The organism is Mycolicibacterium pyrenivorans (assembly GCF_025821625.1).
Lineage (GTDB): Bacteria > Actinomycetota > Actinomycetes > Mycobacteriales > Mycobacteriaceae > Mycobacterium > Mycobacterium pyrenivorans.
Genome location: NZ_JACKSH010000107.1, coordinates 1 through 14,650, shown reverse-complemented (window position 1 = coordinate 14,650; position 14,650 = coordinate 1). Strand labels below are relative to the sequence as shown.

The 14,650-nt window shown below is 68.9% G+C and carries 10 protein-coding genes and 4 pseudogenes; 9 read left to right on the top strand and 5 right to left on the bottom strand.

Annotation, left to right across the window (positions count from 1 at the left end; genetic code table 11):
• Positions 1 to 7 precede the first annotated feature (7 nt).
• Positions 8 to 1,599, top strand: a pseudogene (locus H7I57_RS13770) (phospholipase D family protein).
• 54 nt (positions 1,600 to 1,653) lie between these two features.
• On the top strand, positions 1,654 to 2,766 hold the full coding sequence (locus tag H7I57_RS13765; protein ID WP_264024102.1) for an NDMA-dependent alcohol dehydrogenase: 1,113 nt from the start codon (positions 1,654 to 1,656) through the stop codon (positions 2,764 to 2,766).
• A gap of 73 nt (positions 2,767 to 2,839) precedes the next feature.
• On the opposite strand, the gene fadA6 is transcribed toward H7I57_RS13765, so the two are convergent.
• From fadA6 to ipdE1, 4 genes are read right to left on the bottom strand one after another with little or no spacing between them, the layout of a single operon-like run.
• Positions 2,840 to 4,009: a steroid 3-ketoacyl-CoA thiolase FadA6 gene (gene fadA6, locus H7I57_RS13760; protein ID WP_264024101.1), complete on the bottom strand. Its 1,170-nt coding sequence runs from the start codon at positions 4,007 to 4,009 to the stop codon at positions 2,840 to 2,842.
• A 2-nt stretch (positions 4,010 to 4,011) separates the two neighbouring features.
• Positions 4,012 to 4,632: a TetR family transcriptional regulator KstR2 gene (gene kstR2, locus H7I57_RS13755; RefSeq protein ID WP_264024100.1), complete on the bottom strand. Its 621-nt coding sequence runs from the start codon at positions 4,630 to 4,632 to the stop codon at positions 4,012 to 4,014.
• On the bottom strand, positions 4,629 to 5,420 hold the full coding sequence (gene ipdF / locus H7I57_RS13750) for a (5R,7aS)-5-hydroxy-7a-methyl-1-oxo-2,3,5,6,7,7a-hexahydro-1H-indene-carboxyl-CoA reductase (protein ID WP_264024098.1): 792 nt from the start codon (positions 5,418 to 5,420) through the stop codon (positions 4,629 to 4,631). The genes kstR2 and ipdF overlap by 4 nt, the downstream gene beginning before the upstream one ends.
• Before the next feature lie 28 nt (positions 5,421 to 5,448).
• On the bottom strand, positions 5,449 to 6,603 hold the full coding sequence (gene ipdE1 / locus H7I57_RS13745; RefSeq protein WP_264024096.1) for an acyl-CoA dehydrogenase IpdE1: 1,155 nt from the start codon (positions 6,601 to 6,603) through the stop codon (positions 5,449 to 5,451).
• Between the two features lie 82 nt (positions 6,604 to 6,685).
• Between ipdE1 and fadD3 the strand changes: the two genes are divergently transcribed.
• The 5 genes from fadD3 (at position 6,686) to H7I57_RS13720 (ending at position 12,492) form a co-directional block, all read left to right on the top strand.
• Positions 6,686 to 8,203 carry a 3-((3aS,4S,7aS)-7a-methyl-1,5-dioxo-octahydro-1H-inden-4-yl)propanoate--CoA ligase FadD3 gene (gene fadD3, locus H7I57_RS13740; protein WP_264024095.1) on the top strand — a complete coding sequence of 506 codons (1,518 nt, stop codon included), beginning with the start codon at positions 6,686 to 6,688 and terminating at the stop codon, positions 8,201 to 8,203.
• A 19-nt stretch (positions 8,204 to 8,222) separates the two neighbouring features.
• Positions 8,223 to 9,374, top strand: a complete 1,152-nt coding sequence (locus tag H7I57_RS13735) for an acyl-CoA dehydrogenase family protein (RefSeq protein WP_264024093.1) — start codon at positions 8,223 to 8,225, stop codon at positions 9,372 to 9,374.
• Between the two features lie 6 nt (positions 9,375 to 9,380).
• On the top strand, positions 9,381 to 10,340 hold the full coding sequence (locus H7I57_RS13730; RefSeq protein ID WP_264024091.1) for an acyl-CoA dehydrogenase family protein: 960 nt from the start codon (positions 9,381 to 9,383) through the stop codon (positions 10,338 to 10,340).
• A 31-nt stretch (positions 10,341 to 10,371) separates the two neighbouring features.
• Entirely contained in the window at positions 10,372 to 11,313 is a 942-nt protein-coding gene (ipdE2, locus tag H7I57_RS13725) for an acyl-CoA dehydrogenase IpdE2 (RefSeq protein ID WP_264024089.1), read from the top strand.
• A 66-nt stretch (positions 11,314 to 11,379) separates the two neighbouring features.
• Positions 11,380 to 12,492, top strand: a complete 1,113-nt coding sequence (locus H7I57_RS13720) for a pyridoxal phosphate-dependent aminotransferase (RefSeq protein WP_264024173.1) — start codon at positions 11,380 to 11,382, stop codon at positions 12,490 to 12,492.
• Between the two features lie 10 nt (positions 12,493 to 12,502).
• On the opposite strand, the pseudogene H7I57_RS13715 reads toward H7I57_RS13720, so the two are convergent.
• Positions 12,503 to 12,743, bottom strand: a pseudogene (locus tag H7I57_RS13715) (ABC transporter permease); the annotation flags it as partial.
• Here H7I57_RS13715 and H7I57_RS13710 point away from each other — a divergent pair.
• A pseudogene (locus H7I57_RS13710) lies at positions 12,700 to 13,271 on the top strand (FGGY-family carbohydrate kinase); the annotation flags it as partial. The pseudogenes H7I57_RS13715 and H7I57_RS13710 sit on opposite strands and share 44 nt — an antisense overlap.
• A 74-nt stretch (positions 13,272 to 13,345) precedes the next feature.
• Positions 13,346 to 14,650 (top strand): annotated as a pseudogene (locus H7I57_RS13705) (13E12 repeat family protein); the annotation flags it as partial.

Sequence of the window (14,650 nt, the reverse complement as noted above, 5' to 3'; positions counted from 1 at the left end):
CCGGGCCATGCCCGATCCGACGGAGTGGTTCCTCACCAAGGCCGAGCGGGGTAACTCGTTCTCACGGCTGCCTGCCTGGTGCGAGGGCAACCGGGCCGAGCCGCTTGTCCACGGGGCGACGTACTTCGACCAGCTAGCGACGGAGGTCGAGGCGCTGCGCGCCGGCGATCACGTGTTCTTCACCGACTGGCGCGGTGACCCGGATCAGAAGATGCGCGAGGACGGCCCGACCGTCGCCGAGTGTTCTGCCGGGCCGCCGAGCGGGGCGTCGTCGTAAAGGGACTGATGTGGCGGTCGCACCTGGACAAGTTCTCCTACAGCAAGGAGGAGAACCGGCAGCTCGGCGATGCGATCTCGAACGCGGGTGGCGAGGTGCTGCTCGACCAGCGGGTCCGCCTCGGCGGGTCGCATCACCAGAAGCTGGTGGTGATTCGCCATCCCGGCGCGCCCGATCGTGACGTCGCGTTCGCCGGCGGCATCGATCTGTGCCATTCCCGCAGGGACGACGCGTCGCACCGCGGCGACCGGCAGGCGGTGCGGATGGCCGAGAACTACGGCGATCATCCGCCCTGGCACGACGTGCAGCTGCGACTGCAGGGCCCGGTGGTCGGTGCGCTCGACAGCACGTTCCGGGAACGCTGGGACGACCCCGCGCGGCTGAACACGCTCTCCCCCATCGCGTGGGTCGAGGACAAGTTGCGCGGTGCCGACCTGACCGCGGACGAGTTGCCCGTCCAACCACCCGACCCGCCACCGTGCGGACCGCACGCCGTGCAGGTGCTGCGGACCTACCCCGACGGGCGCTTCGAATACGACTTCGCTCCGCACGGTGAGCGCAGCATCGCCAGGGGGTACAGCAAGGCGCTGCGCCGCGCCCGCCGGCTCATCTATCTGGAGGACCAGTACCTGTGGTCGAAGCAGGTGGCCCGGCTGTTCGCGCGTGCCCTGGCGGACAACCCCGAACTGCACCTGGTGGCGGTGGTGCCCCGGTATCCCGACGTCGACGGCCGGTGGGCGCTGCCGCCGAACCAGATCGGACGCCACGAAGCCATCCGGGCCTGCCGGGAGGCCAGCCCCGACCGGGTACACGTGTTCGACGTCGAGAACCTTCTCGGCGCACCGGTGTACGTCCACGCCAAGGTCTGCGTGGTCGACGACGTGTGGGCGAGCGTCGGCAGCGACAACTTCAACCGCCGATCATGGACGCACGACAGCGAACTGTCCTGCGCTGTCCTGGACGACACGAGGGACGACCGCCCGCCGCTCGATCCCGCCGGACTCGGTGACGGCGCTCGCGTCTTCGCCCGCGATCTGCGGCTGCAACTGCTGCGCGAACACCTCGACCGGGCGCCCGACGGCAGCCAGGACGACGGGCTGGCCGACCCGGAGACCGCGGTGCAGCAGATCACCGCGGCGGCCCAGGCACTGGAACAGTGGCATTCATCCGGGCGCCTGGGTCCGCGGCCGCCGGGCCGGCTGCGGCCCCACCGGCCTGAACGGCTGGGTCTGCCCACCCGGTTGTGGGCGGGACCCGCCTACCGGATGTTCTACGACCCAGACGGCAGAAACTACCTCGACCGCATCCGGGGCCGACTCTGACCGGTGCCGCCGAATCGCCACGGCGAGCCTTGGCGGCTTCCTAGACTCGGCCAGATGAAGACCAACGCGGCGATTCTGTGGGAGTACGGCGGCGACTGGACGGTCGAAGAGATCGACCTCGATCCGCCGGGTGACGGCGAGGTGCTGGTGTCCTGGGAGGCCACCGGTCTGTGCCATTCCGACGAGCACATCCGCACCGGCGATCTGCCCGCGCCGCTGCCGTTGATCGGCGGCCACGAAGGTGCGGGCATCGTGCGCGAGGTGGGCCCGGGCGTCGTCGGCCTCGCTCCCGGCGACCACGTCGTCGCGTCGTTCCTGCCGGCGTGCGGCCGCTGCCGGTTCTGCTCGACCGGGCACCAGAACCTGTGCGACCTCGGCGCGATGATCATGGCGGGAACCCAGCTCGACGGCACCTACCGGCGCCACATCCGCGGGCAGGACGTCGGCGTGATGGCGCTCGTCGGCACGTTCTCGCAGTACGGCACCGTGCCGGAGGCGTCGATCGTCAAGATCGACGACGATCTGCCGCTGTCGCGGGCGTGCCTGCTCGGCTGCGGCGTCACCACGGGGTGGGGGTCGGCGGTGAACACCGCGGATGTGTCGCCCGGTGACACCGTCGTGGTCATCGGGCTGGGCGGGATCGGCAGCGGTGCGGTCCAGGGAGCGCGGCTGGCCGGGGCCGAGAAGATCGTCGTCATCGAACCGGTGGAAGCGAAGCGCGAGTTGGCTTTCCGGTTCGGCGCCACGCACTTCGTCACCTCGATGGAAGAGGCGACCGCGCTGGTCGCCGAGCTGACCCGCGGCGTGATGGCCGATTCGGCGATCCTCACCGTGGGCCTACTCGAGGGCTCGATGCTCGAGGATGCCGCCAACATCATCCGCAAGGGTGGCGCCGTCGTGATGACGGCGCTGTCGACGATGGCGGACAACCAGCCGACGCTGGGGATGATGATGTTCACGCTGTTCCAGAAGCGACTGCTGGGCAGCCTCTACGGTGAGGCCAACCCGCGCGCCGACATCCCGCGGCTGCTGTCGCTCTACCGCGAGGGCAAGCTGCTGCTCGACGAGACCGTCACCCACGAATACAAGCTGGCCGAGGTGAACGAGGGCTACGAGGACATGCGGGCGGGCCGCAACATCCGCGGCGTCATCCTCCACGACCACTGAGCGATCCGCCGGAATTGCATTCCAGCAGGCCTCTACTCGAACTTTCCCTGCTGGAATGCAATTCCGGCGCGGGCTAGAGGCGCTCGATGATGGTGACGTTGGCGGTGCCGCCGCCTTCGCACATCGTCTGCAGCCCGTAGCGGCCTCCGGTGCGCTCCAGCGTGTTCAGCATCGTGGTGAAGAGCTTCGCGCCGGTCGCACCGAGGGGATGCCCGAGCGCGATGGCACCGCCGCTGGGGTTCACCTTCTCGGGGTCGGCCTTGGTCTCCTTGAGCCAGGCCTGCACGACGGGCGCGAACGCCTCGTTGATCTCGACGGTGTCGATGTCGTCGATCGACAGCCCGGTCTTCTCCAAGGCGTAGCGCGTCGCCGGGATGGGGCCGGTCAGCATGAACACCGGGTCGGCGCCGCGCGCGCTGATATGGTGAATCCTGGCCCGCGGCTTGAGGTTATGAGCCTGCACTGCTTTCTCCGAGGCCAGCAACACGGCGCTGGCGCCGTCGGAGATCTGACTGGCCATGGCCGCGGTGATGCGGCCGCCCTCGACGAGCGTCTTGAGGCCGGCCATCTTCTCCAGCGACGTCTCCCGCGGACCCTCGTCGATGGCGAAGGGAACCCCGTCCAGATCGACCGGGATGATCTCGTTCTCGAAATGTCCGGCACGGATGGCCGCCTGCGCGCGCTGATGGCTGGTGAGCGCGAACTGCTCCATCTCCTCGCGGGAGATGTCCCACTTCTCGGCGATCAGCTCCGAGCCGCGGAACTGCGAGATCTCCTGGTCGCCGTAGCGGTGCAGCCAGCTCTTCGATTCGTTTGTCGGAGAGGTGAATCCGAACTGCTCGCCGACGAGCATCGCCGAGCTGATCGGGATCTGGCTCATGTTCTGCATCCCGCCGGCGACGATCAGATCGGCCGTGCCCGACATGATCGCCTGCGCACCGAACGAGATGGCCTGCTGGCTCGATCCGCACTGCCGGTCGACGGTGACGCCGGGGACCTCTTCCGGGAACCCCGCGGCCAGCCAGGACAGCCGGGCGATGTTGCCGGCCTGCGGGCCGATCGCGTCGACACACCCGGCGATGACATCGTCCACCGCACCCGGGTCGACATCGACGCGCTCGAACAGGCCACGCCAGCCGATCGCTCCGAGGTCGACCGGATGCACACGGGCAAGCGACCCGTTGCGCTTCCCGATCGCGGTGCGCACGGCATCGATGACATACGCCTCAGACGCTACGGCCATTTCTAGACTCCTTCTGTCGTTATGCCACCGAGCACGATGGCGAGGTATTGCTCTCCCACCTGGTGAGCTGTCAGCGGCCCGCCGGGCTGATACCAGCGGACCGAAACCCAGGTGGTGTCACGGATGAATCGATACACCAGGTCGACGTCGACATCGGGACGGAAGTAACCCTCCTCGATGCCCTGGGTCAACACCTCCACCCACATCTTGCGCTGCTCCTTGTTGCGCTCCTCGACGTAGGCGAATCGCTGCTGCGCGGACAGGTGCTTGGCTTCGTCCTGGTAGATCACCACCGCCGCGTGCTGGGTCTCGATCGCCTCGAACGACGCCATGAACAGGCCCTTGAGGCGCTGCACCGGGTTCGGCTCGGTCGCCACGATCTGCTGGTAGCGGTCGAACAGCCAGTCGAGAAATCCGCGCAGCACCTCGTCGACCATCTCCTCCTTCGACGAGAAATGGTGGTAGAGGCTGCCCGACAGGATCCCGGCGGAGTCGGCGATGTCACGCACGGTGGTGGCCCGCATCCCGCGCTCGGCGAACATCGTCGCGGCGAGTGCGAGAAGCTCGTCGCGTCTGGTGTTGGCCTGCGGGGTGGCCCCAGCGGCCGGGCGCTGCGCGGTCACGGGTGCTGGCTCGACACCGAGATCACTTCGCCGGTCAGGTAACTGGAGTAGTCGCTGGCCAGGAACGCGATGGTGGCCGCGACCTCCCATGGCTCGGCGGCCCGTCCGAACGCCTCGCCCTCGGAGAGCCGGTCCAGCAGCTCGGAGCTGCTCGTCTTCTCGAGGAACTTGTGCCGGGCGATGCTGGGCGACACCGCGTTGATCCGCACCCCGTACTCGACGGCTTCGATTGCGCTGCAACGGGTCAGCGCCATCACGCCGGCCTTGGCCGCCGCATAGTGCGACTGCGAGTGCTGCGCGCGCCAGCCGAGGACGCTGGCGTTGTTGACGATGACGCCGCCGTGCGGGGCGTCGCGGAAGTAGCGCAGCGCGGCACGCGTCGCACGCATCACCGAGGTGAGCGTGACGTTCAGGACGCGGTCCCACTCGTCGTCGGACATGTCGACGACGGGCGTCTGCCCGCCCAGGCCGGCGTTGTTGACGAGGACGTCCAGGCGGCCCGCGGCGGCGACTGTCCGAGTGATCAGCGCGTCCACGGCCTCGGTGGAGGTGACGTCGCAGACGACGGCGTCGACCTTGCCCAGCCTCAGTGAGGCGAGTTCGTCACGCGTCTCGTTGAGCCGCCGTTCGTGGTAGTCGGAGACGACGACGTCGGCGCCTTCCAGCAGTGCCCGGCGGGCGGTCGTGGACCCGATACCGGTGCCCGCGGCGGCCGTCACCAGGACGACCTTTCCGGTCAGAAGTCCGTGGCCGTCAATCTCTTTCGGGGCGATGGAAAGGTCGGTCATGCTGCTCCTCTGGTCTTCGCGCAAGCGCTCATCCCTTCACCTCTCGGGGTAGGCCGAGCACCCGCTCGGCGATGATGTTGCGCTGGATCTCGTTGGATCCGCCGTAAATGGTGTCCGAGCGTGAGAACAGATACAGCCGCTGCCACTCGTCGAACTCGCCGTCGTCGAGCGTCAGGCCGGCCATGCCCTGAACCTCCATCGCGATCTCGCCGAGTTCGCGATGCCAGTTGGCCCACAACAGCTTCGAGACTGAGTCTTGGCCGGGCTGTTCCACATCCATGGTCGCGAGCGCGTATGAACGCATCGCCTTCAGCCCCGCCCACGAACGGGTCAGCTGCTCGCGGATCAACGGGTCGTCGGCGGCGCCGGTGCGCCTGGCGAGTTCGACCAGGTTGGAATGCTCACGCGCGTAACGGATCTGCTGACCCAGAGTCGACACGCCCCGCTCGAACGTCAACGTCCCCATCGCGACCCGCCACCCGTCGCCGGGCTCGCCGACCACGAGGTCGGCGTCGGTGCGGGCGTCGTCGAAGAACACCTCGTTGAACTCCGAGTCACCGGTCAGCTGGATGATCGGCCTGATCTCCACGCCGGGCTGATCGAGGGGCACGAGAAGGTAGGACAGGCCAGCGTGTCGCTTGGATCCCTTCTCGGTGCGGGCGACCACGAAGCACCACTGCGCCCAGTGCGCCAGCGAGGTCCAGACCTTCTGGCCATTGATAAGCCACTGCTGACCCTCTTCATCGAGCACGGCCGACGTCGAGACGTTGGCGAGGTCGCTGCCCGCGCCGGGTTCGGAGTAGCCCTGCGACCACAGTTCGGTGACATCGAGGATCCTGGGCAGGAAACGCTGCTGCTGCTCGGGGGTGCCGTAGGCGATGAGCGTCGGCCCGAGCAGTTCCTCGCCGAGGTGGTTGACCTTGTCGGGGGCGTTGGACTTGGCGTACTCCTCGTAGAACGCGACCCGGTGGGCAACGGACAACCCGCGGCCGCCGTGCTCCTCGGGCCACCCCAGACATGTCAGCCCCGCGGCCGCCATATGCCGGTTCCATGCGAGCCGTTCCTCGAATGCCTCGTGCTCGCGGCCGGGGCCGCCGAGACCCTTCAGCGCGGCGTAGTCGCCGACGAGGTTGTCGGCGAGCCAGTCGCGGACCTCAGCCCTGAACTCCTGGACCTCTATCACCCCTGTAGGCTAACCTACCAAGCACTTGCTTTGTTAGAGGAGCGTCGATGAGGACCGCCGGTTGGCAGGAGCGAAGCGAGGGATGACACAGCGGAGAACCACTCCCGCGGTTCTCGACCGGATCGCGCGCGAGCTTCCCGACCACCCCGCGGTGGTCACGGCAGACCGAACGATGACGTTCGCCGAGCTGCGCTCGGAGGTCCGGCAGGCCGCGGCGGCGATGATCGACCTGGGCGTGCAGCCCGGTGACCGGGTCGCGATCTGGTCGCCGAACACCTGGCACTGGGTGGTGGCGTGCCTGGCCGCCCACCACGCCGGCGGCGTGCTCGTCCCACTCAACACGCGCTACACCGCCAGTGAGGCCACCGACATCCTGGTCCGCACCGCTGCGCCGCTGCTGTTCGCCTCCGCCGAATTCCTCGGTGCCGACAAGGCGGCGAGCGTCGATCGCGATGCGCTGCCCGCGCTGCGCCACGTCGTGCGGATCCCGATCGAGAAGGACGACGGCACGTGGGACGAGTTCGTCGGCCGCGGTGGTGATCTCGACGAGGTCGACGCCCGCGCCGCGGCCGTGGCGCCCGACGACGTCTCCGACATCCTGTTCACCTCCGGCACCACCGGGCGCAGCAAGGGTGTTCGCTGTGCGCACCGCCAGTCACTCGACGCATCCGCCGCGTGGGCCGCCTGCGGTCAGCTCACCAGCGACGACCGCTACCTGTGCATCAACCCGTTCTTCCACAACTTCGGCTACAAGGCAGGCATCCTGGCCTGCCTGCAGACCGGCGCGACGCTCATCCCCCAGCTGACCTTCGATCCCGAGCAGGCGATGCGGGCGGTGCAGGACAACCGGATCACCGTGTTGCCCGGCCCGCCGACGATCTACCAGACACTGCTCGACCACCCCGGGCGCGGTGACTTCGACCTGAGCTCGCTGCGGTTCGCGGTCACCGGTGCCGCCACCATCCCCGTCGTGCTGATCGAGCGGATGCAGAGCGAACTCGACATCGACATCGTCCTCACCGCCTATGGGCTGACGGAGGCCAGCGGCTTCGGCACCATGTGCCGCGCCGAGGACGACGCCGTCACCGTGGCCACCACCTCCGGCCGTCCGATCGCGGACTTCGAACTGCGGATCGGTGATCGGGGCGAGGTGTTGTTGCGCGGGCCCAACGTGATGCTGGGATACCTCGACGATCCCGAGGCCACCGCCGCGGCGATCGACGACGACGGCTGGTTGCACACCGGAGACGTCGGCGAGTTGGACGACGCGGGCAACCTGAAGATCACCGACCGGCTCAAGGACATGTACATCTGCGGCGGCTTCAACGTCTACCCGGCCGAGGTCGAGCAGGTGCTCGCCCGCCTCGACGGCGTCGCCGAGGCCGCCGTAATCGGAGTGCCTGACGAGCGACTGGGCGAGGTGGGCAGGGCGTTCGTCGTCGCGCTGCCGGGCGCCGAGCTGGACGCCGAGACCGTGATCGCCTTCACCCGCGAACATCTCGCGAACTTCAAGACCCCGCGGTCGGTCGAGTTCCTCGACGCGCTGCCGCGCAATCCGGGCGGCAAGGTGGTCAAGCCCCTGCTGCGGAGCCTTAAGTGAAAGGGGCTGACACTTTCTAATGGACCTGAACTTCGACGACGCCACCCTCGAATTCCAGGCCGAGGTGCGTGAGTTCCTCACCGCCCACAAGGATTCCTTCCCGACGAAGTCGTACGACACCGCCGAGGGATTCGAGCAGCACCGCCGGTGGGACAAGGTGCTTTTCGACGCCGGACTGTCGGTGATCACCTGGCCCCAGAAGTACGGCGGCCGTGACGCGACCCTGCTGCAGTGGGTCGTGTACGAGGAGGAGTACTTCCGCGCGGGCGCGCCGGGACGCGCGAGCGCCAACGGCACGTCGATGCTGGCGCCGACGCTGTTCTCCCACGGGACCGAGGAGCAGCTGGACAGGATCCTGCCGAAGATGGCCAGCGGCGAGGAGATCTGGGCGCAGGCCTGGTCGGAGCCCGAGTCTGGCAGTGACCTGGCGTCGCTGCGGTCGACGGCGACCAGGACCGACGGCGGCTGGCTGCTCAACGGGCAGAAGATCTGGAGTTCGCGCGCGGTCTTCGGCGAGCGCGCCTTCGGGCTGTTCCGCTCCGACCCGGAAGCGCAGCGCCACAAGGGCCTGACCTACTTTATGTTCGACCTGAAGGCCGACGGGGTGACCGTCCGGCCGATCGCCCAACTCGGCGGCGACACCGGGTTCGGCGAGATCTTCCTCGACGACGTGTTCGTCCCCGACGAGGACGTCATCGGCGGCGTGCACGACGGCTGGAAAGCGGCCATGAGCACGTCGAGCAACGAACGCGGCATGTCGCTGCGCAGCCCCGCGCGGTTCCTCGCCCCGGCTGAACGGCTTGTGGCGCAGTGGAAGGACAACCCCGACCCGGCGTTCGTCGACCGTGTCGCCGACGCGTGGATCAAGGCCCAGGCCTACCGGCTGCACACCTTCGGCACCGTCACCCGCGTGAGCAACGGCGGGGAGCTCGGCGCGGAATCGTCGATCACCAAGGTGTTCTGGTCCGACCTCGACGTCGCGCTGCACCAGACCGCGCTGGACCTGCGGGGCGCCGACGGCGAGCTGGCCGAGACCGCCGGACGCGAGGAGGCATCCTACAACTGGACCGACGGTCTGCTGTTCGCGCTCGGCGGCCCGATCTATGCGGGCACCAACGAGATCCAACGCAACATCATCGCCGAGCGGCTCCTGGGCCTGCCCCGAAAGTAGACGATCGTGAACTTTGAGTTAGACGAACAGCAGCGCGACTTCGCGGCCAGTATCGACGCCGCCCTGGGCGCTGCCGACCTGCCCGCCGCCATCCGGGCATGGGGCGGGGGTGACACCGCGCCCGGCCGCAAGGTGTGGGCGCAACTGGCCGACCTCGGCGTGACGGCACTGATGGTGCCCGAGAAGTTCGACGGCATCGAGGCGCACCCGACCGACCTGGTGGTGGCCCTGGAGCGGCTCGGGCGGTGGGGTGTCCCCGGTCCCGTCACCGAATCCATTGCGGTGGCACCGATTCTGCTCGCCGGTGATGAGCGCAGCGCCGCTCTGGCGTCCGGTGAACTGATCGCCACGGTAGCTCAGCCGCCGCTGGTCCCCCGCGCGGTCGACGCCGACACCGCCGGGCTGATCCTGATCGCCGAGGACGGGCAGGTACGCGTCGGCACGGCGGGTGACAAACACGCGTCGGTGGACCTGAGCCGCACGCTGTTCGACGTCACCGCCACCGGCGACGCCCAGCCGGCCGATGTCGCTCGCGCCTTCGAGTTCGGTGCACTGGGGACCGCGGCGCAACTGGTGGGTGCAGCGCAGGCGATGCTGGATACGGCCGTCGAATACGCCAAGCAGCGCAGCCAGTTCGGCACCGTCATCGGCACGTATCAGGCGATCAAGCACAAGCTCGCCGATGTGCTCATCGCGGTGGAACTGGCCCGGCCGTTGGTCTACGGAGCGGCGCTGTCGCTCGCGGACGGATCCGACGACACCGCCCGCGACGTCAGCGCAGCCAAGGCCGCAGCGGCAGACGCGGCTCTCCTGGCCGCGCGGTCGGCGTTGCAGACCCACGGCGCGATCGGCTTCACTCAGGAGCACGACCTGTCGCTGCTGCTGGTGAGGGTGCAGGCGTTGCGCCCCGCATGGGGCGACCCGACGTGGCACCGGCGCCGAGTACTGGAGGCACTGACCGCATGACGGTTCAGCGAGGAGCGAAGGCGGATCGCGCATGACAGAAGAACGGAACCTGCTGCGCGACACGGTCGCTGCGCTCGTCGAGAAGCACGCGTCGCCGGAGGCGGTGCGCGAGGCGATGAGTTCTGGGCGGGGATACGACGAGTCGCTGTGGCAGATGCTGTGTGAGCAGGTCGGCGCTGCGGCCCTGGTGGTTCCCGAGGAGCTGGGCGGTGCGGGCGGCGAACTGGCCGATGCCGCGGTGGCGCTCGAGGAGTTGGGCAAGGGCCTGGTCCCGACCCCGCTGCTCGGCACCACGCTGGCCGAGTTGGCGCTGCTGGCGGCCGACGAACCGGATGCCGACGCGCTCGAGAAGCTGGCGGAGGGAAGCTCGATCGGCGTGGTGGTCTTCGATCCGGGGTACGTCGTGAACGGCGACATCGCCGACGTCGTGATCGCCGCCGACGGGGAGAAGCTCACGCGCTGGACGTCGTTCACAGCTCAGCCGGCGGTCTCGATGGACGTGACGCGCCGCCTGGCCCGGGTGGAGGCCACCGAGACCTCCGCGATCGGCACGGATCCCGGCCTGGCGGACATCGCGGCGATCCTGCTGGCGGCCGAGCAGATCGGCGCGGCATCCCGCTGTCTGGACCTGACCGTGCAGTACACCAAGGACCGGGTGCAGTTCGGTCGGCCGATCGGCAGCTTCCAGGCGCTCAAACACCGGATGGCCGACCTGTACGTCGCCGTGCAGTCGGCGCGCGCGGTAGTCGACGAGGCGGTGGCCGACCCGTCGCCGACATCGGCGGCGCTGGCGCGTGTCGCGGCCAGCGAGGCGTTCTCGAAGGTGGCGGGCGAGGCTGTCCAGATGCACGGCGGCATCGCCATCACCTGGGAGAGCGACATCCAGCTGTACTTCAAACGCGCCCACGCCAGCGCGCAGCTGCTCGGGGCGCCGCGCCAGCATCTGCGTCGCCTCGAATCCGAACTGTTCTAGCCTGGACTCGTGACCACCACGGCAAGAGGCCCATCACTTCGGGCAGGTATCCCGCCGTTCTACGTGATGGACGTGTGGCTGGCGGCCGCCGAACGTCAACGCACTCACGGCGATCTGGTGAACCTGTCAGCGGGACAGCCCAGCGCAGGGGCGCCGTCGCCGGTCCGCGACGCCGCCGTGACGGCGCTGAAGGGCAACCAGCTCGGGTACACCGTGGCATTGGGAAAACCGGAGTTGCGCGCGGCGATCGCCGACTCGTACTGGAGCAAGTACGCACTCGAGGTCGAGGCGCGTGACGTGGTGGCCACCACCGGCTCGTCCGGCGGGTTCCTGTTGGCGTTCCTCGCATGCTTCGACGTCGGTGACCGCGTGGCGATCGCCAGCCCGGGATACCCGTGCTACCGCAACATCCTGTCCGCGCTCGGCTGCGAGGTGGTGGAGCTGCCCTGCGGCCCCGAGACCCGTTTCCAGCCGACGGCGCAGATGCTGGCCGAACTCGATCCCCCTGTCGCGGGCGTTGTCGTGGCGAGTCCGGCGAACCCGACCGGCACGGTGATCCCTCCCGACGAACTCGCGGCGATCGCGTCCTGGTGCGCGGCGTCGGGGGTTCGCCTGATCAGCGACGAGGTGTACCACGGCCTGGTCTACGACGGTTCCCCGGCGACCAGCTGCGCGTGGCAGACGTCGCGAGAAGCCGTGGTCGTCAACAGTTTCTCGAAGTACTTCGCGATGACGGGGTGGCGGCTCGGCTGGATGCTGGTGCCCGATGAGCTGAAACGGGCCGTCGACTGCCTCACCGGGAACTTCACCATCTGCCCGCCGACACTGGCCCAGGAGGCCGCGGTCGCGGCGTTCACCCCCGAGTCGATCGCCGAGGCCGATGCGCTGCTGGACGGGTATGCGGCCAACCGGGCGCTGCTGCTCGACGGGCTGCGCGGGATCGGGATCGACCGGCTGGCCCCGACCGACGGAGCCTTCTACGTCTACGCCGACGTCTCACATCTGACCACCGACTCGCTGGATTTCTGCTCGAAGTTGTTGGCGGACACCGGGGTTGCGATCGCACCCGGTGTCGACTTCGACACGGTCCGCGGCGGCGCGCACGTGCGGTTGTCGTTCGCGGGCCCGACCGGCGACATCGAGGAGGCGTTGCGCCGGATCGGCGGGTGGCTGGCCTGACGTCTGCGGCTCATCCAAGGCACGTGTACGAGCGCCGCCTGCGGGATATCGCATCCACGCTCGCCGCGAGCAGGAGCACGCCACCGGTGACCAGGAAGTCGATGTAGGACGACTGGTTCAGCAGGCCCAGTCCGGTTGGCGATCGTCGCGACCACCACGCCACCGATGACGACGTCGACGGCGCACAGCAGTGTGTTGCCCGCGCCCTTGCCGCGGGTGCTCAGACCGCGCGACTCGGCGGGCATCACGCCGCGGGGAACCGCTCTGGGTCCCGGCGCCGGCGACAACGCCTCAGCCGCACTGGGATTGGGCGCAGGAGCCGGCGACTGCGTGGTGTCGTTGGGGACGTCGGGGGTTGTGAGCGCCGTCGGACAGGTGGCTCCGCGCGACGCGGAGGGCCTCGTCGCCGGCTTCGCCGACGCCACAGGGCGCCAGCTTCCGCTGGTGTGCACTCTCAACGGGGCCCCTTTGCTGGCCGCGGTCGCCGAGATGCTGAGTCTGGATTTCGACGAGTTCGATCGGCTCGCTCTGTCGGCGCCCGCCGGGGCCGACGGCCTGGTCCTCATCCCCCAGTTCGACGGGGAACGCTCGCCGAACCTGCCGCGGGCCGCCGGTGCCCTGCACGGGATGACGATGCGAACCTCCACTCCCCGAACATCGCTCGTGCGGCCGTGGAAGGCCTGCTGTCCTCGATGGCCTACTGCATCGACAAGATCGCCGGGCAGGGCGTGGATGTGGAGCGCATCATCCTGGTCGGTGGTGGAGCGCGATCCGAGGCCGAGCAGTACCACGCCGCCCAGCAACTCACACTTAGGTGACCGGACTTGTCGGGGGCGTGGTTTAGCCTGGGTTCATGTTCGAATGTTTGTTCGATGTGGATCCGGGGGCGGGTGAGGCTGCGCTGCGGGATCAGGTCGAGCAGCTCGAGCGGTTGAAGTCGGCGACGGCGGCGGCCCAGGCGCGGGCGACGGCGTTGTGGGCGGCCAAACGCCGTGCTGCCGAGGAGGCAGCCGGGGTGCCGGCCCGCAAACGGGGCCTGGGGTTGGCGTCGGAGGTGGCGTTGGCCCGCCATGACGCCCCGTCGTGCGGGAACCGGCACCTGGGGTTCGCTCAGGCCCTGGTCCATGAGATGCCCCACACCCTGGCCGCGCTGGAGTCGGGGGTGCTCTCGGAGTGGCGGGCCACGCTGATCGTCAAACAATCGGCCTGCCTGAGCGTCGAGCATCGCCGCGCGTTGGACGCCGAACTGTGCGCCGACGTCGCCAAACTGGCGGGCTGGGGTAACGACCGGGTGGAGGCCGAAGCCAAGAGGATCGCCGCCCGCCTCGACGCCGCGGCGGTGGTGGCCCGCTCAGCCAAGGCCGCCGCCGATCGTGGGGTGTGGATCCGCCCCGCCCCCGACACCATGACCTACGTGACCGTCCTGCTGCCTGTGCAACGAGGGGTGGCGGTGTTCGCCGCACTCAAACGCGAAGCCGACGTGAGCTGTGACGGGCGCTCCCGGGGGCAGGTGATGGCCGACACCGCCTACCAACGCCTCATTCGCCGCACTCAAACGCGAAGCCGACGTGAGCTGTGACGGGCGCTCCCGGGGGCAGGTGATGGCCGACACCGCCTACCAACGCCTCACCGGCCGCCCCGCTCAACAGCCGGTGCCGGTGGCGTTGAATCTGGTGATGGCCGACACCACGCTGGCCGGCGACGACCACGAACCGGCCTGGCTGGACGGCTTTGGACCGATCCCGGCGGGGTTCGCCCGCCGACTCACCGGTGACGCGGTCGCCGACAAGGCGGTGAAGGCCACGCTGCGGCGGCTCTACCGCCACCCGAAATCCGGACAACTGGTGGCCATGGAATCCCGGGCGAGGATTTTCCCGAAAGCGCTGGCCGCCTTCCTCCGGTTGCGCGATCAGCGGTGCCGGACCCCGTTCTGCGATGCNCAACTGGTGGCCATGGAATCCCGGGCGAGGATTTTCCCGAAAGCGCTGGCCGCCTTCCTCCGGTTGCGCGATCAGCGGTGCCGGACCCCGTTCTGCGATGCCCCGATCCGGCACTGCGACCACGCCACCCCCGATCGTGCGGGCGGGCCGACCAGCGCGCTCAACGGGTTGGGTGATTGCGAAGCCTGCAACTACGCCAAAGAAGCCCCCGGCTGGAC

Excerpts from the sequence above, each read along its gene's own strand:
- H7I57_RS13765 (WP_264024102.1), top strand. The coding sequence starts at position 1,654 with ATGAAGACCAACGCGGCGATTCTGTGGGAGTACGGCGGCGACTGGACG.
- fadA6 (WP_264024101.1), bottom strand. The coding sequence starts at position 4,009 with ATGGCCGTAGCGTCTGAGGCGTATGTCATCGATGCCGTGCGCACCGCG.
- ipdF (WP_264024098.1), bottom strand. The coding sequence starts at position 5,420 with ATGACCGACCTTTCCATCGCCCCGAAAGAGATTGACGGCCACGGACTT.
- fadD3 (WP_264024095.1), top strand. The coding sequence starts at position 6,686 with ATGACACAGCGGAGAACCACTCCCGCGGTTCTCGACCGGATCGCGCGC.
- H7I57_RS13735 (WP_264024093.1), top strand. The coding sequence starts at position 8,223 with ATGGACCTGAACTTCGACGACGCCACCCTCGAATTCCAGGCCGAGGTG.
- ipdE2 (WP_264024089.1), top strand. The coding sequence starts at position 10,372 with ATGACAGAAGAACGGAACCTGCTGCGCGACACGGTCGCTGCGCTCGTC.
- H7I57_RS13720 (WP_264024173.1), top strand. The coding sequence starts at position 11,380 with ATGGACGTGTGGCTGGCGGCCGCCGAACGTCAACGCACTCACGGCGAT.